General features: G+C 69.2%; 19 protein-coding genes. 14 read left to right on the top strand and 5 right to left on the bottom strand.

Going from position 1 to position 20,804, the window contains the following annotated elements:
• Positions 1-59 precede the first annotated feature (59 nt).
• A complete protein-coding gene (lysS, locus tag AC4FS1_RS10750; RefSeq protein ID WP_491154891.1) occupies positions 60-1,604 on the top strand; it encodes a lysine--tRNA ligase in 1,545 nt (514 codons plus the stop codon).
• Positions 1,605-1,622: 18 nt separating this feature from the next.
• On the opposite strand, the gene AC4FS1_RS10745 is transcribed toward lysS, so the two are convergent.
• Complete coding sequence (locus tag AC4FS1_RS10745) at positions 1,623-2,798, bottom strand: DUF4192 family protein (RefSeq protein ID WP_491154889.1); 1,176 nt, start codon at positions 2,796-2,798, stop codon at positions 1,623-1,625.
• Between the two features lie 156 nt (positions 2,799-2,954).
• Here AC4FS1_RS10745 and AC4FS1_RS10740 point away from each other — a divergent pair, with 156 nt between their 5' ends.
• The 4 genes from AC4FS1_RS10740 (at position 2,955) to AC4FS1_RS10725 (ending at position 6,386) form a co-directional block, all read left to right on the top strand.
• Positions 2,955-3,140: a hypothetical protein gene (locus AC4FS1_RS10740; RefSeq protein ID WP_491154887.1), complete on the top strand. Its 186-nt coding sequence runs from the start codon at positions 2,955-2,957 to the stop codon at positions 3,138-3,140.
• 62 nt (positions 3,141-3,202) lie between these two features.
• A complete protein-coding gene (gene cls, locus AC4FS1_RS10735) occupies positions 3,203-4,669 on the top strand; it encodes a cardiolipin synthase (RefSeq protein ID WP_491154886.1) in 1,467 nt (488 codons plus the stop codon).
• Between the two features lie 120 nt (positions 4,670-4,789).
• Complete coding sequence (locus AC4FS1_RS10730; protein WP_491154884.1) at positions 4,790-5,509, top strand: hypothetical protein; 720 nt, start codon at positions 4,790-4,792, stop codon at positions 5,507-5,509.
• 79 nt (positions 5,510-5,588) lie between these two features.
• Entirely contained in the window at positions 5,589-6,386 is a 798-nt protein-coding gene (locus AC4FS1_RS10725; RefSeq protein WP_491154882.1) for an alpha/beta fold hydrolase, read from the top strand.
• Between the two features lies 1 nt (position 6,387).
• On the opposite strand, the gene AC4FS1_RS10720 is transcribed toward AC4FS1_RS10725, so the two are convergent.
• Entirely contained in the window at positions 6,388-6,621 is a 234-nt protein-coding gene (locus tag AC4FS1_RS10720) for a helix-turn-helix domain-containing protein (protein WP_491154880.1), read from the bottom strand.
• A complete protein-coding gene (locus tag AC4FS1_RS10715; protein ID WP_491154878.1) occupies positions 6,618-7,226 on the bottom strand; it encodes a hypothetical protein in 609 nt (202 codons plus the stop codon). The genes AC4FS1_RS10720 and AC4FS1_RS10715 overlap by 4 nt, the downstream gene beginning before the upstream one ends.
• Before the next feature lie 311 nt (positions 7,227-7,537).
• Between AC4FS1_RS10715 and AC4FS1_RS10710 the strand changes: the two genes are divergently transcribed.
• Positions 7,538-10,063, top strand: a complete 2,526-nt coding sequence (locus AC4FS1_RS10710; RefSeq protein WP_491154876.1) for an ATP-dependent Clp protease ATP-binding subunit — start codon at positions 7,538-7,540, stop codon at positions 10,061-10,063.
• A 74-nt stretch (positions 10,064-10,137) separates the two neighbouring features.
• Here the strand turns inward: AC4FS1_RS10710 and AC4FS1_RS10705 are convergent, their stop codons facing one another.
• A complete protein-coding gene (locus tag AC4FS1_RS10705) occupies positions 10,138-11,814 on the bottom strand; it encodes an NAD(P)/FAD-dependent oxidoreductase (protein WP_491154874.1) in 1,677 nt (558 codons plus the stop codon).
• An 86-nt stretch (positions 11,815-11,900) separates the two neighbouring features.
• On the opposite strand from AC4FS1_RS10705, the gene AC4FS1_RS10700 reads away from it, so the two are divergent.
• Together AC4FS1_RS10700 and AC4FS1_RS10695 are read left to right on the top strand one after the other, a co-directional pair.
• Positions 11,901-12,401: an amino-acid N-acetyltransferase gene (locus AC4FS1_RS10700; protein WP_491154873.1), complete on the top strand. Its 501-nt coding sequence runs from the start codon at positions 11,901-11,903 to the stop codon at positions 12,399-12,401.
• Between the two features lie 59 nt (positions 12,402-12,460).
• Positions 12,461-13,168 (top strand): hypothetical protein, encoded by a 708-nt coding sequence (locus AC4FS1_RS10695; RefSeq protein ID WP_491154871.1) that lies wholly within the window; start codon positions 12,461-12,463, stop codon positions 13,166-13,168.
• A gap of 283 nt (positions 13,169-13,451) precedes the next feature.
• Here the strand turns inward: AC4FS1_RS10695 and AC4FS1_RS10690 are convergent, their stop codons facing one another.
• Complete coding sequence (locus tag AC4FS1_RS10690; RefSeq protein ID WP_491154869.1) at positions 13,452-15,011, bottom strand: amino acid permease; 1,560 nt, start codon at positions 15,009-15,011, stop codon at positions 13,452-13,454.
• A 139-nt stretch (positions 15,012-15,150) separates the two neighbouring features.
• On the opposite strand from AC4FS1_RS10690, the gene AC4FS1_RS10685 reads away from it, so the two are divergent.
• From AC4FS1_RS10685 to AC4FS1_RS10660, 6 genes are all read left to right on the top strand, one after another.
• Positions 15,151-16,509 (top strand): glutamine synthetase family protein, encoded by a 1,359-nt coding sequence (locus AC4FS1_RS10685; RefSeq protein ID WP_491154867.1) that lies wholly within the window; start codon positions 15,151-15,153, stop codon positions 16,507-16,509.
• Complete coding sequence (locus AC4FS1_RS10680; protein WP_491154865.1) at positions 16,490-17,251, top strand: gamma-glutamyl-gamma-aminobutyrate hydrolase family protein; 762 nt, start codon at positions 16,490-16,492, stop codon at positions 17,249-17,251. The genes AC4FS1_RS10685 and AC4FS1_RS10680 overlap by 20 nt, the downstream gene beginning before the upstream one ends.
• Positions 17,248-18,606, top strand: coding sequence for an aldehyde dehydrogenase family protein (locus tag AC4FS1_RS10675; RefSeq protein WP_491154863.1), 1,359 nt, complete (start codon positions 17,248-17,250; stop codon positions 18,604-18,606). The genes AC4FS1_RS10680 and AC4FS1_RS10675 overlap by 4 nt, the downstream gene beginning before the upstream one ends.
• Positions 18,607-18,641: 35 nt before the next feature.
• Entirely contained in the window at positions 18,642-19,421 is a 780-nt protein-coding gene (locus AC4FS1_RS10670; RefSeq protein WP_491154862.1) for a 3-oxoacyl-ACP reductase, read from the top strand.
• A gap of 20 nt (positions 19,422-19,441) precedes the next feature.
• Positions 19,442-20,158, top strand: a complete 717-nt coding sequence (locus AC4FS1_RS10665; RefSeq protein ID WP_491154860.1) for a FadR/GntR family transcriptional regulator — start codon at positions 19,442-19,444, stop codon at positions 20,156-20,158.
• An 86-nt stretch (positions 20,159-20,244) separates the two neighbouring features.
• A complete protein-coding gene (locus tag AC4FS1_RS10660; RefSeq protein WP_491154858.1) occupies positions 20,245-20,652 on the top strand; it encodes a dehydrogenase in 408 nt (135 codons plus the stop codon).
• Positions 20,653-20,804 lie beyond the last annotated feature (152 nt).

The following is a 20,804-nucleotide window of genomic DNA, read 5'->3' as shown; positions in this document are numbered from 1 at the left end:
CGGGAAGCCCGGAAACCCGCGCGCCTAGACTGGGAGCGAATCCCGAGGAGCCCCCGCCGATGACCGACGCGCCCGCATCCGCAGCCACCGACAGCCCGAACGACGACGCTCGGGACGCCGAATCGAACGACGCCTTCGAGCAGAAGGCCGTGCGTCTGGCCAAGCGGGAACGGCTGCTGGCCGAACGCGCGGATGCCGCCGGAGGGCCCTACCCGGTGACCGTTCCGGTGACCGACACCATCGCCGACGTGCGAGCGCGCTTCGCGGAGCTCGAGGCCGGTGACGAGACCGGCGTCACTGTCGGCGTCGCCGGACGCGTCGTGTTCAGCCGCAACACCGGGAAGTTGTGCTTCGCCTCCCTCCAGTCGGGCGATGGCAGCCGCATCCAGGCAATGGTCTCCCTCGCCGTCGTGGGCGAGGACTCCCTCCAGGCGTGGAAGGAGCTGGTCGACCTCGGCGATCACGTGTTCGTCTCGGGCCAGGTCATCTCCAGCCGCCGCGGCGAACTGTCGATCATGGTCAGCGAGTGGCAGATCGCCTCGAAGGCGGTGCTGCCTCTCCCCAACATGTACACCGAGCTCAGCGAAGAGAGCCGCGTGCGCAGCCGCTACCTCGACCTCATCGTGCGCGACCGCGCCCGGGAGACCGTCGTCGCCCGCGCCAAGGTCAACGCGAGCCTTCGTGCCACCTTCGCCGAGCGCGGCTTTCTCGAGGTGGAGACGCCGATGCTGCAGGTGCAGCACGGCGGGGCGAGCGCCCGTCCCTTCGTGACGCACTCGAACGCGTTCGACACCGACCTGTACCTGCGCATCGCCCCCGAGCTGTTCCTCAAGCGTGCCGTCGTCGGCGGGATCGACCGAGTCTTCGAGATCAACCGGAACTTCCGCAACGAAGGCGCCGACTCCACGCACAGCCCCGAGTTCGCGATGCTCGAGGCGTACCAGTCGTACACCGACTACTCCGGCATCGCCGACCTGACGCAGACGCTGGTGCAGAACGCCGCCGTCGCCGTTGCCGGATCGACCACCGTGACCTGGGCGGACGGCACCGTCTACGACCTCGGTGGGGAGTGGGACCGGATCTCGATGTACGGCTCGCTGTCCGAGGCTGCCGGCCGCGAAATCACCCCCGAAACCCCGCTCGAGGAGTTGCGCGCGCTCGCCGAAGAGGCGGGCGTCGACGAGCCGCCGCATCCCACGCACGGTAAGTGGGTCGAGGAGTTGTGGGAACACTTCGTCAAGGGCGGGCTGACCCGCCCCACGTTCGTCATGGACTTTCCCGTGGACACCAGTCCGCTCGTCCGCGAGCACCGCTCGATCCCGGGGGTCGTGGAGAAGTGGGACCTGTACGTGCGCGGGTTCGAACTGGCAACCGGATACTCCGAGCTCGTCGACCCGGTCATCCAGCGCGAGCGCTTCACAGAGCAGGCGCTGCTGGCCGCCCGCGGCGACGATGAGGCGATGCGCATCGATGAGGAATTCCTCCGGGCGCTGGAGCACGGCATGCCGCCCACCGGCGGGATGGGCATGGGGATCGACCGCCTGCTGATGGCCATCACGGGGCTGGGCATCCGCGAGACGATCCTCTTCCCGCTCGTGAAGTAGCCCCTGCGCCGACCCTGCTCACGACTCCACCCCGCCCGAATCGATGAGGCGGGTCACGGGGTCCGACGGAACCGAGCGCCGGTAGACCCACTCGGGAAGGTGGGCGTTCGCGGCGAAGGTCAGCACGATCCCGGCCATGACGTGATCCGGGTCGATCTCTCGCGCAAGCTCGGCATAGCGGCCGGCGTGCGTCGAGTGCCCGAGCGCCCACGACAGCCACGCCGCGGCCGCCAGGATGCCCGGCCGCGCGTCCCGCGGGGCGGCGGCGGCCAACCGCCGGGTCAGCGTGAGCGCCGCCTGCAGGCGGTCGGGGTCGGGCGAATCCCCCTCGCCCCAGATCGGAGCGGCCAGGTGCTCTGGGTACGCCTCGCCGTCCTCGAAACGCAGCTGCGCCTCGAACGCCTCGTCTCCGGCGGGGAGGTCGCGTACCCACTGCACGAGCGCGACGTCTCGAAGGCCCGGGCGCATGAGGCACCATGTCACCGCCGCGGCCTCGAAGGGGTCGAGCGCCGCGGCGTCGCGCATGATCGCCTCCTCGAACAGGAGCGGTACGTCGTCCATGCGGCACACCGTCGCCAGCGCCGCCGGCGCGATGCGTCGATCGTCCTTGCCTCCCCCGTCCCCGAACAGCGAGCCCATAGCGCTCTCGATCTCGGCCAGTGCGCGGGCCATCCGTTCCTTCTCGGCGAAATCGACCGGGGGGAGGTCGGCGCCGGATGCCTGGTCGTGCACCGGCATCGGCGCACCGGCGAACGCCTCGTGATCGTACGGGATCTCCGTCAGCGGGCGCCCGGAGTCGGGGCATCCCGGGTCGAGATACGAGCCCCATCCGTCTGCGGCGACGCACAGCGCCTCGCTCACGCGCAGCCCGCACATGTCTGCGTGCGAGAGCAACGCGCGCGCCACCTCGTCGTGCGGGAGTCCCGGCGCGTCGGCGAACGACGCGTCGGAGTAGGCGACCACGGCCACGGCATCCGCGTGGCTGACCTTGCAGACCATGCCCATGATCGTCGAGCCCGCGCGGTCGAGGTCGGGACGATCGAGGTCGGTGGGCAGATCCAGTCGGAGAGCACCGAGGGTGCGGTTGCCGTCGAAGGGGATGAGCACGAGACTCCGCGTCGGCCGGTAGCCGAGCAGGCGGGGCACGAGGGCCAGGAAGTCGGCGGCGCTGGCCGCCCGGAAGATGGTCGTCATGCCGACCACGATCGTCGGAGCGACGTCGGTGGGACCCAGGCGGCGGCCGGATGGTGGAGAGATGCTCCACGGGCCGGCCTGGGGACGAAGAGTGGCCGACCCGGCGGGGGCCGGCCGCGGGAAGCGACGGAGGAGGGCACGGCGTATCCTGGAGAGGTGGATGCCTACTGGATTGCCGTCGTCTGGTCGCTGCTGCCGACCGTGGTGGTGTCGGTGGTGTTCTTCTTCCTGATCCGCGGCATCGTCCGCATCGACCGCACGGAGCGGAAAGTGTACGCGCGGATGGAAGCTCAGGAACGCGCCCGGCGCGGGTTGCCGCCCGCCGCGACTTCCGAGCGCTGACGCGCCTCCGGGACGCGCCCCCGGCATTCGATACGCTGAGGGGATTTCCGGTAGGGGGTTCCGTGGTCGAGGTGAACTTCGATGCCACGTGGTGGGTGGTCGTCGCCTTGATCGTGGACGTGACGATTCGCATCGCCGCCATCATCATCGTCCCCCGTAACCGCCGCCCGACCGCTGCCATGGCGTGGTTGCTCGCCATCTACTTCATCCCGTTCATCGGGGTGCTGCTCTTCCTGCTGATCGGCAACCCGCGCCTCCCACGCAAGTTCCGCCGTAAGCAGTCGGCGCTCAACGACTACATCCGCGAGACCAGCGCGTCTCTGGATTTCGGAACCCTGCGCCCTCACGCCCCGGAATGGTTCCGCGCCCTCGTCCGGCTCAATCGCAATCTGGGCGCCATGCCGATCGCCGGCGACAACGGCGCGACCCTCATCTCCGACTATCAGGAGAGCCTGGATGCGATGGCCGACGCCATCCGGCAGGCCGAGAAGTACGTGCACGTCGAGTTCTACATCTTCCAATCGGATGCGGCGACCGACAACTTCTTCCGCGCGCTCGAGGAGGCCACCGCGCGCGGGGTGGTCGTTCGAGTCCTGCTCGACCACTGGGCCAACCGTGGCAAGCCGAACTACCGCCGCACCCTGCGCCGCCTGACGGCGATGGGTGCGCTATGGCACCTGCTGCTGCCCGTGCAGCCATTGCGAGGGCGCACTCAGCGCCCCGATCTGCGCAATCACCGCAAGCTTCTCGTCGTGGACGGCCGGGTCGCCTACATGGGATCGCAGAACGTGACCGACTCCAGCTACAACCTGCGCAAGAACATCCGTCGCGGCCTGCACTGGGTCGACCTCATGGTGCGGGTCGAAGGCCCGGTGGTCGCCAGCATCAACGCCGTGTTCCTCTCGGATTGGTACGGCGAGACGGATGAGGTCCTCACGGACGAGATCAACCTGTTCGAGGTGGCCCCGGGTCCGGGTGACCTCGACTGTCAGGTCGTCCCCTCCGGTCCGGGATTCGACTTCGAGAACAATCTCAAGCTCTTCCTCGGGCTCCTTTACGCCGCGAAGGAACGCATCGTCGTCGTCAGCCCCTACTTCGTCCCCGACGAGGCGCTTCTCCTCGCGATCACCACCGCGTGTCAGCGCGGAGTGATCGTCGAGTTGTTCGTATCGGAGGAGGGCGACCAGGCCCTGGTGTACCACGCGCAGCGCAGCTACTACGAGGGGCTGTTGCGGGCCGGTGTGAAGATCTGGATGTACCGGAAGCCCTACATCCTCCACGCCAAGGGCATCACCATCGACCACGAAGTCGCGGTGGTCGGCTCGAGCAACATGGATATGCGGTCCTTCGGCCTGAACCTCGAGATCACCCTCCTCGTGCGCGGGGAGGAGTTCGTCCGCGACCTGGAGGCCGTGGCCGAGACGTACCGCGACCTCAGCCGCGAGCTCACACTGGGGGAGTGGATGAACCAGCCGCTGCGCTCGACGCTGCTGGACAACCTCGCCCGCCTCACCTCCGCCCTGCAGTAGGCGGTCGATCGGCGGATCGTGATGCGGGTGTTACCGGATCCGGCGGGTTCGTCCAGCGAGGTTCGAAAGGATGGGGAAGTGCCTCCGCTGGTGGGGTGCTCCCCCCATCCGGAGGTCTCCATGTCCCGTCTCGCCCGCTCCCTCCTCGCCGCTCTCGGCGGCGCAGTGCTGGTCGTCGGCGGGTTGGCGGGATGCGCGACGGGCCCGACCGGCTCGACGCCGGCATCGTCGTCGCCCACCGGCACCGACCAGGCGACGGAGATCGCCGCGGCGTGGCTGGACGGCGGCGCCATGGTGGGCGTGCTGCTGGAAGGCAGCTCGTCCTGCCGGCCCTTCGCCGATGACGTGGCGTACGACGACGGCGTGCTGCGCATTTCGCTGATGGAGCCCGAGCAAGCCTGCACGCACGACCTCGTCTCGCAGGGGCTCGCCGTCGCCCTGCCCGCCGGCGTGGATCCCGCCCAGGACCTGAGCGTCGAGGTCGACGGGGCCGGCTTCCGCGGGGCGGTCGACGTTCCGGGGGTCGCCGGCCTCACACCGGGCACAGGCCTGGAGGGCGGCCTGCCCAGTGCCGGGTGGGCGGGTCCCGACGTCTTCGCGCTGCTGACGTGGGGATCATCGAGCTGCGTGCCGCAGGTGGACACGGCGGCGGTGTCGGCGCCCGGGCAGATCGCGGTCACCTTCGTCACTCCGCCCGCCGACCAGGTGTGCACCGCCGACATGGCACCGCGCGTGACAGCGGTCGAGGTGCCCGGTGTGCCTGCTGGTGTCGCCTACGAGGCCGTGCTCTCCGGTGCGACGTACGACGGCTCCCGCGTCCCCATCGCCGGTCAGCCCTGACCCCCTCTGCCCGCTGTGGCGTGGGGCCGCTCGACAATGAGCGCACCGCCGAGCACCGCGGATACGCCACGATGAAAGCATGGATGCTGCCATTCGCGCGCTGACCGAGATGCCGCCGGCGCAGTTCGTCATCACCGATGACGGCGTGCGCGTCGCGACGTACTCGTGGGGCGACCCTGATGCTCCGACGGTGTTCGCCGTGCATGGATTCGGATCGAGCACCCGCGACAACTGGGCGAACACCGGCTGGGTGCGCGAGCTCCTCAGTCGCGGATTGCACGTCCTCGCGGTGGACCAGCGCGGGCACGGCGCGAGCGACAAGCCGCACGATGCGGCGAGTTATGCGATGCCGGTCCTCGTCCGAGACCTCACAACGGTCCTCGACACCTACCTGCAGCTCGGCGTCCGCTACCTCGGATACTCCCTCGGCGGGCGCGTCGGCTGGCAGCTCGCCGTGGATGCCCCGGAGCACGTCGAGCGAGCGGTGCTCGGCGGCATCCCCGACGGGCGCCCGCTCTCCCGGTTGCGAGTGGATGAGGCGCGCGCGTATGCCGACCACGGGGAGCCCGTGACGGACGAGGTGACGCAGCGCTACGTCTGGCTGGCCGAGCGCGTTCCGGGCAACGACCTGCGCGCGTTGATCGCGGTGGCGGAGGGGATGCGGATCGGGCAGAACGATCCCGATCCGGCGACCCCGCCGCATCAGCGGGTGCTCTTCGCGACCGGGAGTGACGACGGCATCCTCGAGCAGTCGCGTCACCTGGCCGGTGTGACCCCGAACGGGACATTCTTCGAGATCCCCGGGCGTCACCACACGAACGCGCCCGGCGCGCGCACGTTCCGGCTGGCGGGCGCCGACTTCCTCGCGGCGCCCTGAGTCAGTCCCGAGCCAGCACGAGCAGGTCGCCGATCTCGCAGTCCAACGCGCGGCAGATCGCCGACAGCGTCGAGTAGCGGATGGCGCGGGCGCGGTCGTTCTTGAGCACCGAGAGGTTCACGATCGAGACGCCGACCAGTTCGGAGAGCCGGGTCAGGGTCATCCCGCGCTCCGCGAGCAGCTCGTCCAGCCGGCAGTGGACGCCGCTGGGCCCCTCGTCTTCTGCGGGGCTCACACCAGACCCTCCGAGTCGCGCTGCAGGCGGATGCCGCGACGGAATGCGAGCGAGAGCAGCCCGAGCACAGTCGCAGCGATCCAGACGGCGAAGAACGGCCACGCCAGAGCCCACGAGTCCGGATCGAAGTCGGCGAGGCCCGCGGCCGCGAGGACCCCGTTGCGTCCGAGCGTGTCGAGGAAGTACACCGCGACCGCGCCCCCGAACATGGTCCATCCCGCCGCGTCGAGCAGGCGCGGGTTCGTCGCGTCGAAGAAGCGACCCCGCAGGAACCGCAGCGCGAGGACGGCGAGCAGGGCGATCACGGTGAGGGCCGCCGCCGCGCCCACGACGATCGACGCAGCCAGCGACATCACCGAGAGCGTGTTGGTCCCCGGGGCGATCACGTCCGCCCACGTCACCTCGACCATGGTCGTGGGGAGCCCGTTCCCGGGCGCGAGCTGCGCGGGAACGTGCCCGAACGGCACCGGCACCGACGTGCCCTCGGGGGTGAACGTCTCGAGCCAGCGGATCACGGAGGCGACCATCACGGCGACCGCCAGGGTGCCGCTGACGCCGAGCGTCGACAGGATCTCGTTACGTTCCTTCTTGGTGGTCTGCTCCATCACACCCGTCCCTTCGTGTCGTGCTGCAGCTCTGCTGTCGGAGTACCGATGCCGCAGGCTTCGTTCGGAAACGCACTCCATAACGATATTCGTTGTTATCGAATATCGTTAATCCAGGCGCGTGCAAAGTCAATCGGCAGGGGGCGAGGCAGCGCCATCTCGCCCGCGCAATCGCGGAATCGGCGCCCGCGCAAGGGGCAGTGCCCGCGCTATGCCGACGGCGAACACGGCCGCCCGGTATCAAGGCGCTGGTTAGTCTCGATATACGGCGCGCGGAGCGTGCCGATCGACCCATTCTGGAGGGTTTGAGGATGTTCGAAAGATTCACCGACCGTGCCCGTCGAGTTGTGGTGCTCGCCCAAGAAGAGGCGAAGATGCTCAACCACAACTACATCGGCACCGAGCACATCCTGCTCGGCCTGATCCACGAGGGCGAGGGTGTGGCCGCCAAGGCCCTGGAGTCCCTCGGTATCTCGCTGGACGCTGTGCGTGAGCAGGTACAGGACATCATCGGGCAGGGGCAGCAGCAGCCGACCGGCCACATTCCGTTCACCCCCCGCGCGAAGAAGGTCCTGGAGCTGTCGCTGCGCGAAGCGCTGCAGCTCGGACACAACTACATCGGCACCGAGCACATCCTGCTCGGTCTCATCCGCGAGGGTGAGGGCGTCGCCGCGCAGGTGCTCGTCAAGCTCGGCGCCGACCTGAACAAGGTCCGCCAGCAGGTCATCCAGCTCCTGTCCGGTTATCAGGGCAAGGAGCCCGCGGGCGTCGCATCCGGCGCCGGCGAGCAGACATCGGCGACCGCCCAGGGCGGCTCGGCGGTGCTCGACCAGTTCGGCCGCAACCTCACGCAGGCCGCGCGCGACAACAAGCTCGACCCGGTCATCGGGCGCGAGAAGGAAATCGAGCGCGTGATGCAGATCCTGTCGCGCCGCTCGAAGAACAACCCCGTCCTCATCGGGGAGCCCGGCGTCGGCAAGACCGCCGTCGTGGAGGGCCTCGCGCAGGCGATCGTCAAGGGCGATGTGCCCGAGACGCTCAAGGACAAGCAGGTCTACTCGCTCGACCTCGGCTCGCTCATCGCCGGGTCCCGCTACCGCGGTGACTTCGAAGAGCGCCTCAAGAAGGTCACCAAGGAGATCCGCACGCGCGGCGACATCATCGTCTTCATCGACGAGATCCACACGCTCGTGGGTGCCGGTGCTGCCGAGGGCGCCATCGACGCCGCGTCGATCCTGAAGCCGCTGCTCGCCCGCGGCGAGCTGCAGACGATCGGTGCCACGACGCTCGACGAGTACCGCAAGCACTTCGAGAAGGATGCTGCGCTGGAGCGCCGCTTCCAGCCGATTCAGGTGGCTGAGCCGAGCCTGCCGCACGCGATCAACATTCTGAAGGGCCTGCGCGACCGCTACGAGGCGCACCACAAGGTGCAGATCACCGACGGTGCGATCGTCGCCGCCGCGAACCTCGCCGACCGTTACGTCAGCGACCGGTTCCTGCCCGACAAGGCCATCGACCTGATCGACGAGGCCGGCGCACGCCTGCGTCTGTCGATCCTGTCCAGCCCGCCGGAGCTGCGCGAGTTCGACGAGAAGATCGCCAAGGTCCGCGAGCAGAAGGAAGTCGCCTCCGAGGAGCAGGACTTCGAGAAGGCCGCGTCGCTGCGCGACGAGGAGAAGTCGCTCCTGGCTGAGCGTCTCCGTCTCGAGAAGCAGTGGCGCAGCGGCGACGTCGCGAGCCACGCGGTCGTTGACGAAGGTCTCATCGCCGAGGTGCTCGCTCAGGCCACCGGCATCCCCGTGTTCAAGCTCACGGAGGAGGAGTCCAGCCGCCTCGTCTTCATGGAGAAGGCGCTGCACCAGCGCGTCATCGGCCAGGAAGAGGCCATCTCGGCCCTTGCCAAGACCATCCGCCGCCAGCGTGCGGGTCTGAAAGACCCCAAGCGCCCGTCCGGATCGTTCATCTTCGCCGGCCCCACGGGCGTCGGAAAGACCGAACTGGCCAAGGCGCTCGCCGAGTTCCTCTTCGACGACGAGGGTGCGCTGATCTCCCTCGACATGTCGGAGTTCGGCGAGAAGCACACCGTCTCGCGGCTGTTCGGTGCCCCTCCCGGGTTCGTCGGCTTCGAAGAGGGCGGGCAGCTCACCGAGAAGGTGCGCCGCAAGCCGTTCTCGGTCGTGCTCTTCGACGAGATCGAGAAGGCGCACCCCGACATCTTCAACTCGCTGTTGCAGATCCTCGAGGAAGGCCGTCTCACCGACGGTCAGGGCCGCGTGATCGACTTCAAGAACACCGTCATCATCATGACGACCAACCTGGGCGCGCGCGACATCGCGGGCGGCCCGGTCGGGTTCCAGGTCGAGGGCGACACCGCCACCTCGTACGACCGCATGAGGGGGAAGGTGCAGGAGGAGCTGAAGCGGCACTTCAAGCCCGAGTTCCTCAACCGTGTCGACGACATCATCGTCTTCCCGCAGCTGTCCAAGCCCGAGCTGGTGCAGATCGTCGATCTGTTCACCAAGCGTCTGGCCGACCGGCTGCTCGACCGTGACATGACGATCGAGCTGTCGCAGGCGGCGAAGGAGCGTCTCATCGAGATCGGGTTCGACCCCGCCCTCGGTGCGCGTCCTCTCCGCCGGGCGATGCAGCGCGAGGTGGAAGACCGACTGAGCGAGAAGATCCTCCACGGCGAGCTCACATCGGGCGACCACGTGAAGGTCGACTCGGCGAACGGCGAGTTCGTGTTCGAGACGACCGCGCGGGGCGACAAGGTCGCCGTCGGTGTCACCACCGGTGGCGAGATCACCGCGACCCCCGACATCGTCGCCGGCGCCTGAGCTGACACACACGAACGGCGGATGCTCCGGCATCCGCCGTTCGTCGTATCCGGGCATCGCCCGCGGCGGCGCCGTCAGTGCGCCGCGAGATGCGCGTGGACGGCCGAGATCACGACCGAGCCCTCGCCCACCGCGGATGCCACCCGCTTGAGGGAACTCCGCCGAGTGTCACCCACCGCGAAGAGCCCGGGCACCGACGTCTCGAACTGGCCTGGCCGCTCGCCGCCGCGCCACGGATCCGGGAGGTCTTCGTCGGCCTCGGACGAACCCGTGACGACATACCCCCAGCGGTCGCGGAGCACCGCGTCAGGAAGCCATCCGGTGTGCGGGCGCGCCCCGATCGTGACGAAAAGTCCTTGGCAATCCACCCAGGCGCGGGTGGCGGTGCTCGCGTTCTCGACCTCGACCGCCGCCAGACGGCCCGACTCGTCGGCCCGCGCGTCCACGATGCGGGACTCGCGGATGATCGTCACCCCGAGCGCCTCGAGTTGCGCGATGAGGTAGCTCGACATGCTCGCGGCGAGGGAGGAGCCGCGGATGAGGAGCGTGACGGTGGCGGCGTACCGGGCCAGGTGCAGTGCCGCCTGGCCCGCGGAGTTCCCCCCGCCCACGACGCACACCGCGCGGCCCTGCTGCGCGCGCGCCTCCACGGACGAAGCGCCGTAGAAGACCGAAGTCCCGACGAACGGCTTCAGCCCGGGAACCGCCAGCCGCCGGTAGGAGATGCCGGTGGCCAGCACGACGCTGCGCGCCACGACCTGTTCGTCACCCGGGCCGACCGTGATCGTGAACGCACCATCCTTCTCCAGCGCCGTCGCCTCTCGCGCGTGGGCGAAGCGCGCCCCGAACGCCCACGCCTGCTGATACGCCCCACGGGCGAGTTCGGCTCCTGCCACTCCCCGGGGAAAGCCGAGGTAGTTCCGGATCAGCGAGCTCGACCCTGCCTGCCCGCCGATGGAACTCCGCTCGATCACCAGCGTGGACAGGCCCTCCGACGCCGCGTACACCGCCGCGGCCAACCCGCCCGGCCCGGCTCCGATGATGGCAAGGTCGACGGGCGCGGTCGGCACGGACGTGGTGAGCCCGGAGGCGCGCGCCACCGCCTGGTCATCGGGGTCGTCGAGGATGCTGCCGTCGGCGGCCAGGACGACGGGTGCACCGGTGTAGCGGCGCCCCGCCGCATCGAGGATGGTGGCGGCTTCCGCTGACTCGGGGGCGAGGTGCTTCACCGCGAGACCGCTCCGGGCGAGCAGCGCACCGAGCACGTGGGTGCGGGGGGCCGTGTCCGATCCGATCACCGTGAATCCGCTCCGGTCGCGGGTCGTCGACCGCCAGTCGCGGAGGAACTCCGTCACGGCGCGATGGAAGTCCTCATCGCCGGGCTCGAAGGGACGGATGAGATAGAAGTCGATCAGCAGCTCGGACATGAGGCTGAGAACACGCTCGGCCGTCTCGGATCGGACGCCGGCGCCCCACTCGATCAGCAGCGCGCGTCGGGCATCCGGGAACGCGAGCGCGGCACGCGAGAACAGGTCGCCGACGGAGATTCCCGACGGTGGGTCGGCGGCGAGCAGAAGCGCCAGCTGTCGCCCGTCCGCGGCGAGCGTATCGAGCGCGGCGCCGGCGTCCTCGCCGGCGGACACGATCTCGTAGTCGGCGGCGTATCGCCGCTGCAGCGCGCGGACGACCCGTTCCGAGGGGTCTGCGTCTGCGACGACGACGACCGGTGCGGGTGCAGTGCGATCAGGCATGGATGCTCCGAGGATTCGGCAGACGGCTGCGGCGGTGTGCCGACCGGGTTGAGGTCGCCGCCATGTTCGCATCCTAGGCTGGGACCATGAGCGACTTCACCGTCCGTCCGGCCCGCACCGCGGACATCCCCGGCATCCACGGTCTGTTGGAGCCGTACGTGCAGCGCCGCATCCTGCTCGGCAAGGATCTCGTCGTCCTCTACGAGTCCGTGCAGCAGTTCCAGGTCGCGGAGGCGGATGGTCGCCTCATCGGATGCGGCGCGTTGCACGTGATCTGGGAAGACCTCGGCGAAGTGCGCACCCTGATCGTCGTCGACGACTGGCTGCACCGCGGGGTGGGGCGCGCCGTGGTCGAGGGACTGGAGGACGCCGCTCGCCAACTGGGGCTGTCGCGATTGTTCTGCCTCACCTTCGAGGTCGACTTCTTCCAGAGCCGCGGGTTCGAACCGATCGGGGAGCAGGTCGTCGATCCCGACGTGTACTCGCAGCTGGTCCGCAGTCCCGACGAAGGTGTGGCCGAGTTCCTGGACCTCGCCCACGTCAAACCCAACACCCTCGGCAATACCCGGATGCTGAAGACGCTGTAGCCCGTCGCGACGGGCGTGCCGCCCGGGGCTTCGCGCTTCTCGCGCCTACCCTGGGGAGCATGAGCGGCACTCCTCCGCGTCGGCGGCACTCTCCGGCGGTCTACCGTCGCCGCCGACTCGTCCTGCTTCTCGTCGTCATCATCGTGGTCGGCGCACTCGTGTGGCTGTTCGTCGCGCAGCCGTGGCGGAGCGCCGCGGAATCGATCGCGGCTCCCACCCCCTCGGCGACGGCTCCCGTGTCCTCCACGCCCACGGCGATACCGACCGAGACGCCGCCCACGGATGCGGAGACCCAACCGGAGGGGGAGGCCGAAGCGGAGGGGGACGCCGAAGTGCCGAACCCCGAGCTCACCCCCATGGCGGACGCGTGTCTTCCCGGCGACCTCTCGATCGAGGCCGTGACGGATCAGCAGGCGTACGCCACCGGCCAGAACCCCCAGCTGTCGATCCGGCTCACCAACCAAAGTGAGACCGACTGCACGCTGAACGTCGGAACCAGCGCGCAGGCGTTCACGATTTCGAGCGGCTCCGATGTGTGGTGGCGCTCGACGGACTGCCAGACCGAGCCGAGCGACATGATCGTGCTCCTCGCCGCCGGACAGCAGACGACGAGTTCCGCCCCGCTGACGTGGGACCGGACGCGCTCGTCGGTGGACACGTGCGGGAGTGAGCGTCCCAGTGCACCCGGGGGCGGGGCCACGTACCATCTGAGTGTGGCGATCGGCGGGATCGCGTCGAACAATACCGCCGCTTTCCTGCTCCACTGAGGCCGTCGTTTTGTCCCCCAAATGGTGGACAGACGTGAACCGTTCGGTGAAGCTATGGTAGATACGTTCCTGCATCGAGGATCGTAAAGCTGTCCCCAGCAGCCGGCCGAGCGTTCCCCAAACGCACATAGCCCACGGTCCGCAGGAACCTCGAGGCCCTCTCGAATCCGCCAGCCCCCAACTGGAGGATCCGAGAGGGCCTCTCTCCTTGCCTCCGCGCCGGCGATGCCGTCACGCGCGGATGCCGCGGTCGGCAGTCGACCGCGGCATCGAAGTGCTGTTCTCAGGCGCGCGTCTCCGGATCCGAGGCGCCGAACACCTCGCGCTCCATGGCGTCGTATCCCTCCGCCTGCGGGTCGCGGTGCGTCCCGCCGGACAGGGCGTACTCCTCTTCGGGCGAGAGGATGAGGCGGTGCCGGAAGAACGCCCCGAATCCGACCAGCAGCACCACGTACACGACGGCGATCGCGATGATGGCCGGAAGGAACGTCGGGTTGAGAAGGAACCCGACGAAGATCAGCGCTGCCACGACGATCGCGATGACGGCGCCGGGGATACCCCACGGGCTGCGGTACGGGCGGTCGGCGTTCGGGTACTTCCGCCGCAGGATGATGAACGAGATCATCTGCAGCAGGTAGGCGACCACGGCGCCCCACACGGCGATGTTGAGGACGATCGCGCCGGCCACCGCCCCGGCATCCTCGTTGAGCTGCGTGAGGACGTCGAGAACGAGAAGCGCCACGAACCCGATGGCGGCACCCACGACGAGCGCGACCCAGGGGGTTTGACGCTTACCGGTGAGGGAGAGGAAGCGCGGGTAATAGCCGGCGCGCGAGAGCGAATACATGTTGCGCCCGTACGCGAACATGATCCCCTGCAGTGATGCCAGCAGCCCGACCAGCGCGAAGAGCGCCAGCACCGCCGCCGCACCGTCGCCCACGATCGCCCGGAACCCGTCGAGGAGGGGCTCGCCGGCGACCCCCGTCGCCTCTGCGCCGAGAACGCCGGTGTTGAGGAAGAGCACGAGCAGGCCCGTGACGATGAGGGTGCCGCGGGCCCAGAATCCGGCGCGCGGGATGTCGCGCACGGGGTTGTGCGATTCCTCGGCTGCAAGAGGCAGCTCTTCGATGCCGAGGAAGAACCACATCGCGAACGGCAGCGCGAACAGGATCGGCAGCACCCCGTGCGGGAGGAATGCCGTCTGGCCCGGGTCGGGCGCGATGTCCCACAGGGCATCCCATGAGAACGCACCGGAGAAGACCGCCATCGCCGAGTAAACGAGGATGATGCCGATCGAGATGATGGAAACGACGATCGCGAACCGGAACGAGATGGCGGCGCCGGCGGCGTTGAGCACGATGAAGACGGCGTACAGGATGATCCACCACACCCAGGCGGGGATGGACACTCCGAGCAGTTCCGCGGTGATGGCGTCGGCGTAGGACGCGGAGAAGAAGACGATCACGGCGGTGGTGGCCACGTACTCGATCGTCTCCGCGGCGCCGGTGACCAGACCGCCCCAGGGGCCCATGGCCGACCGGGCGAAGGAGTACGCGCCGCCGGTGTGCGGCATCGCCGCGGCCATCTCGCCGATCGAGAAGATCATGCCGTAGTACATGGCGACCAGGATGACGAAGGCGATCAGCATCCCGCCGAAGCCGGCGAAGTCGATGCCGAAGTTCCACCCGGAGAAGTCGCCGGAGATGACGGCGGCGACCGCAAGTCCCCAGAGGCCCCAGATCCCCGCCGACCGCTTCAGCGTGCGCTTTTCGAAGTAGCCGTCGCCGGCCCGGGTATAGGTGGCGCCGGCGACCTTTCGCGCGGCTCCGCTGGACTGAGACATACGACCTCCGCTGGAATCGGGTGGGCGCACGCCCGCGCCTTGCGGATGATTGTGACGGTCTATTGGTCTGGCTGTCTACCTTTGCATGTAAGTTCCTTCTTACAGTTGGAGCGGCGGAGCCACGACGGAAGGACCACCCATGGCGGGCAATCTCACGACGACGCAGCTGGATGCCGCGATCGAGGCGGGCGAGATCGACACGGTGATCGTGGCCTTCCCCGATGCGCAGGGTCGGTTGGTGGGCAAGCGCGTCGCCGGGCGGTTCTGGCGCGATGAAGTGCTGCCGCACGGGGCCGAGGCCTGCAACTACCTCCTCTCCGTCGATGTCGACCTCAATACCGTTGCCGGCTACGCCATGTCGGGCTGGGAACAGGGCTATGGCGACATGGTGCTGCGCCCGGACGTCGCCACCCTCCGCAGGCTCCCGTGGCAACCGGGCACGGCGCTCGTGATGGCCGACCTCGGGTGGGTGGGCGGCGGCGCCGATGTGGGGCCATCGCCCCGCGGCATCCTGAACGCGCAGCGCCAGCGGCTCGCTCGCGAGAACCTCGTCGCCTTCGCGGGCACCGAGCTCGAGTTCATCGTGTTCGACGACTCCTTCCGCGCCGCATGGGCGAAGGGATACGACGGGCTCACCCCGTCCACGGACTACAACGTCGACTACAACCTCCTCGCCACAACGCGGATGGAGCCTCTGCTGCGCGACATCCGCCGGGGGATGGAAGGCGCCGGCATGTACTGCGAAGGCGTCAAGGGAGAGTGCAATCTCGGGCAGCAGGAGATCGCGTTCCGCTTTGCCGAGGCCCTCGAGACCGCCGACAACCACACGATCTACAAGAACGGCGCCAAGGAGATCGCGGACGCGCACGGGAAGTCGCTGACCTTCATGGCGAAGTTCAATGAGCGCGAGGGCAACAGCTGCCACATCCACCTGTCGGTTCGTGGTGAGGACGGAGCATCCGTGATGGCCGGCGACGGCGACCACGGGTTCAGTCCGTTCATGGAGCACTGGATCGCAGGCATCCTCGCGACGCTCCGTGAGTTCACCCTCCTGTACGCCCCCACGATCAACTCGTACAAGCGCTACGCGAAGGGATCCTTCGCGCCCACGGGGGTCGCGTGGGGGGTCGACAACCGCACGTGCGCGCTGCGTATCGTGGGGCACGGGGCGTCACTGCGCGTGGAGAACCGCGTGCCCGGCGGAGACGTCAATCCCTACCTGGCGATCTCCGCGATCATCGCCGGCGGGCTGCACGGCGTGCAGAATTCCCTGCCGCTGCCCGCCCCGCTCACCGGCAATGCGTACGACTCCGACATCGATCACCTGCCGACGACGCTGCGCGAGGCGGCACGCCTCTTCTCCGAGTCGCAGGTGGCACGTGCGGCGTTCGGCGACGAGGTCGTCGAGCACTACCTGAATCAGGCGCGCATCGAGGTCGAGGCCTTCGATGCCGCCGTGACCGACTGGGAGCGGATCCGTGGCTTCGAGCGGCTCTGACGCGTCGCCCGTCGTCGGGCTGACCACCTATCTCGAGCAGGCCAAGCAGGGCGTCTGGGATGTGCGGGCGTCCTTCCTTCCGCAGCAGTACTTCGAGGCCGTGACCGCGTCCGGCGCCGCGGCCGTGCTGCTCCCGCCCCAGCCGAGGCCGGATGCCGCGGCCGACGCCGTGCTGGATGGCCTCGACGGGCTCATCCTCACCGGCGGGCGGGATGTGGACCCGGAGCTCTACGGGGCCGAGCGCCACCCGCTCACCGACATCGCGCGGCCCGACCGCGATGCGTGGGAACTGGCGCTTCTCCGCGGAGCCCGGGAACGGGGCATCCCGGTCTTCGGAATCTGCCGCGGCCTGCAGCTGATCAACGTGGCCTTCGGCGGAACGCTGCACCAGCACCTGCCCGAGGTACTCGGCACCGAGCGGTACCGCGTGGGTGGGGGAGTGTTCGCACCCAACACCGTGACCGTGAGAGACGGCACGCGCCTGGCCGGGATGGTCGGCGCCGACGAGCTCGACGTGCACAGCTACCACCACCAGGGAGTGGATGAACTGGGAGGCGGTCTTGTCGTCACCGCCCGCACCGATGACGGGCTCGTGCAGGCGGTGGAGCTTCCGGGCGACGACTACCTCGTGGCCGTGCAGTGGCATCCCGAGCAGGATTCCGCCGACCGGCGGCTTTTTCTCGGCCTCGTCGCGGCTGCCGCCGCGTACGCCGAACATCGAAAGGAAACAGTGGTTTCGTGAGCTTCACCGTGATCGACCCGTCCACCGGCGTGCCCTTCCGCGACGTGCCACGCGCCTCGCTGGCGGACGTGGAAGCGGCCGTGGCCCGCGCCGTCGCGGCGCAGCGGGTGTGGGCGGCGCTGGCTCCGGCGGCCCGCGCCGACGCGCTGCGCGCATTCGCTCGTGTCGTCGAGGCGCACGTCGAAGAACTCGCCACCCTCGAGGTGCGCAACTCCGGGCACCCGATCGGGTCGGCGCGGTGGGAAGCCGCGCACGTCGCCCAGGTGCTGAACTTCTCCGCGGGGGCGCCCGAGCGGCTCTCCGGGCGGCAGATTCCCGTCGCGGGCGGGCTCGACGTCACCTTCCACGAACCGTACGGGGTGGTGGGGGTCATCGTGCCGTGGAACTTCCCCATGACGATCGCCTCGTGGGGATTCGCGCCCGCGCTCGCCGCCGGCAACGCCGTCGTGCTGAAGCCGGCCGAGCTCACGCCGCTCACGGCGCTGCGGCTGGGCGAGCTCGCGCTCGAGGCCGGACTGCCGGAGGGGCTGTTCGAAGTCATCTCGGGTTCGGGCTCGGTCGTCGGGCAGCGGTTCGTCTCGCACCCCGACGTGCGGAAGGTGGTGTTCACCGGCTCCACCGAGGTCGGCATTGACGTCGCCGCCGGATGCGCGCGGATGCTGAAGCCCGTCACGCTCGAACTCGGCGGCAAGAGCGCCAACATCGTGTTCGCCGATGCCGACCTCGAAAAGGCCGCCGCGGCCGCGCCCGCGTCGGTGTTCGACAACGCCGGTCAGGACTGCTGCGCCCGAAGCCGCCTCCTGGTGCAGCGGAGCGTCTACGACCGGTTCCTCGAGCTGCTCGAGCCCTCAGTACGGGCATGGCGCGTCGGGAACCCCGCCGAGGAGTCGACCGACATGGGGCCGCTCATCTCCGCCGCTCACCGCGACAGGGTCGCGTCCTACCTCGACGGCGCCCGGATCGCCTTCCGCGGCTCCGCGCCGGAGGGGGACGGGTTCTGGTTCGCGCCGGCCGTCGTGCTGGCCGACCCGGGCGACCGGATCGCCCGCGAGGAGGTGTTCGGGCCGGTCGTCGCGGTCCTGCCGTTCGAGGACGAGGCCGATGCCATCCGCCTGGCGAACGACACGATCTACGGCCTGGCCGGATCCATCTGGACCGAGAACCTCGGCCGCGCGGTACGCGTTTCCCGCGCTGTCCGCAGCGGCGTCCTGTCGGTGAACTCGCACGCATCGGTGCGGTATTCCACTCCGTTCGGCGGGATGAAGGCCTCCGGCCTGGGCCGCGAGCTCGGACCCGACGCCGCCGAGCACTTCACCGAGACCAAGAACGTCTTCTATGCCACGGATGCTTCGTGACTCCCGCATCCCGCACTCCCCAGGAGGAAGCCCGCATGACCGTCGACCTCACGCAGCGCCTTCAGGACCGGGTCGCCATCATCACCGGCGGGGCCGGCGGAATCGGCCTAGCGACTGCCCGGCGCTTCGCCGCCGAAGGGGCGCGCGTGGTGATCGCCGACGTCGATCCCGGCGCCGGTGAGGCCGCAGCATCCGAAGTGGGCGGTGTCTTCCGACCGGTCGACGTGGCGGACGAGGCCCGGGTGAACGCGCTGTTCGACGGCGTCGCGGAGGAGTTCGGTCGCGTCGACATCGCGTTCAACAACGCGGGCATCTCCCCCGCCGATGACGACTCGATCGAGACCACCGAGATGCCGTCATGGGACCGCGTGCAGGATGTGAACCTCAAGAGTGTGTATCTGTGCTCTCGAGCGGCGCTGCGTCACATGGTCCCGGCGCGGTCAGGATCGATCATCAACACCGCCTCCTTCGTGGCGCTCCTCGGCTCGGCGACCTCGCAGATCAGTTACACCGCGTCGAAAGGCGGCGTGCTCGCGATGACCCGCGAACTCGGGGTGCAGTTCGCCCGGCAAGGCGTCCGGGTCAACGCCCTGTGCCCGGGACCGGTCAACACGCCGCTGCTGCAGGAGCTGTTCTCGAAAGACCCCGAGCGCGCGCAGCGCCGTCTCGTGCATGTGCCGATGGGGCGCTTCGCCGAGCCGGAGGAGCTCGCCGGCGCCGTGGCGTTTCTCGCCTCGGATGACGCGTCCTTCATCACCGCCACCGCCTTCGTCGTCGACGGAGGCATCACCAACGCCTACGTGACACCGCTGTAGACGATGATGGCCGCACGCTGATGACCGACGTTTCGCTCGACGATGTGCGCCGTGCCGTGTACCGGCCGGTGCGCCAGGGGAATGCGCTGGAAGACACCGTCGCCCGGCTCGTGCAGACGGTGCGGCTCGGGGTCCTCGGACCCGGGGAGTCGCTTCCTCCCGAGCGTGAACTCGCCGCCCTGTACGGCGTCAGCCGCGACACCGTGCGCGAAGCCATCCGCGAACTGGCCGACGCCGGCTTCCTCGAGTCGCGCCGCGGTCGCTACGGGGGGACGTTCATCGCCGACCCGCTGCCGCGGCCGACCGAGCCGCCCGCCGTGGAACCTGCCGAGCTCGACGAGGTGCTGGGGATGCGGCGCGTGCTGGAGGCGGGCGCGGTGCGAGCCGCGGCCACGCGTGCGCTGGAACCCGCCGACCGGGAGGCGTTGTGGGCCCGTCACGAGGAGGCCACCGCGGCCGGCCCGGACGGCTACCGTCGCGCCGACACCCTGCTTCACCTCACGATCGCCGAGCTGGCGGGGATTCCCGCACTCGTGCCCCTGGTGGTGGAGAACCGGGCGCGGATCAACGCGTGGCTCGACACCTTTCCCCTCCTGCTCCGCAACATCGAGCACTCCAACGCCCAGCACGAGAGCATGGTCACCGCGATCCTCGCGGGGCGTGCGGATGCCGCATCCGCCGCCGCGCTCGACCACCTCGCCGGTTCGGAGGCGCTGCTGCGCGGCTTCCTCGGCTGATCCGGCCGATGACGGACGATCTTCGTCGCTCTGGCGCGGTTCCCGGCGACGAAAACCGTCCGTGATCGGGCGGATAGGGTGGGGGGATGGCGGCGAAGAAGAAGGGGAAGGGGCGCGCTGAGCTCGAGTTCCGCAACACGGCGCTCACCGACGCCCTCCAGACGCAGGACATGGCCGCCGTCGCGTTCGCGCTGCGTAATGGACCCACCGTCGCTCCGCTCCTCCGCGCCGGTGATCGCGACAACCCGCTGGACGCGGGCGAGGTGTGGACCTACCGAGACCCCGACAACGGCGACATCGCGCTCCTGCTGTTCAGTGACGCCGCGCACAAGCCCGAGACGCTCCCGCCGCACATCGCTCTGCAGTCACCGGCCTGGCTGCGGGCCTTTCTGCAGGCCCATCGCGAGGACATCAAGACCGTGTTCCTCGACATCGCCGGGCCGCACCCGATGCAGGCGTCGCCCGACGACCTGCTCGCCGCGCTCGAGGTCTGAGCGGCGACACCCCGCCTCGAATCGCGTCGCCGCGGCTGCGGTGGCAGACTCGGTGCATGGAGTACCTGATCGCGGGCGCTGTGTGCGCCGCAGGCCTCGCCATCCCCGTCGTCCTCGGCTTCGCCCAGCAACGCCGTCGCCGCCCAGGCCCG

This window comes from Microbacterium sp. Z12_35 (assembly GCF_058310475.1).
This window is presented reverse-complemented; position numbering and strand designations above follow the sequence as displayed.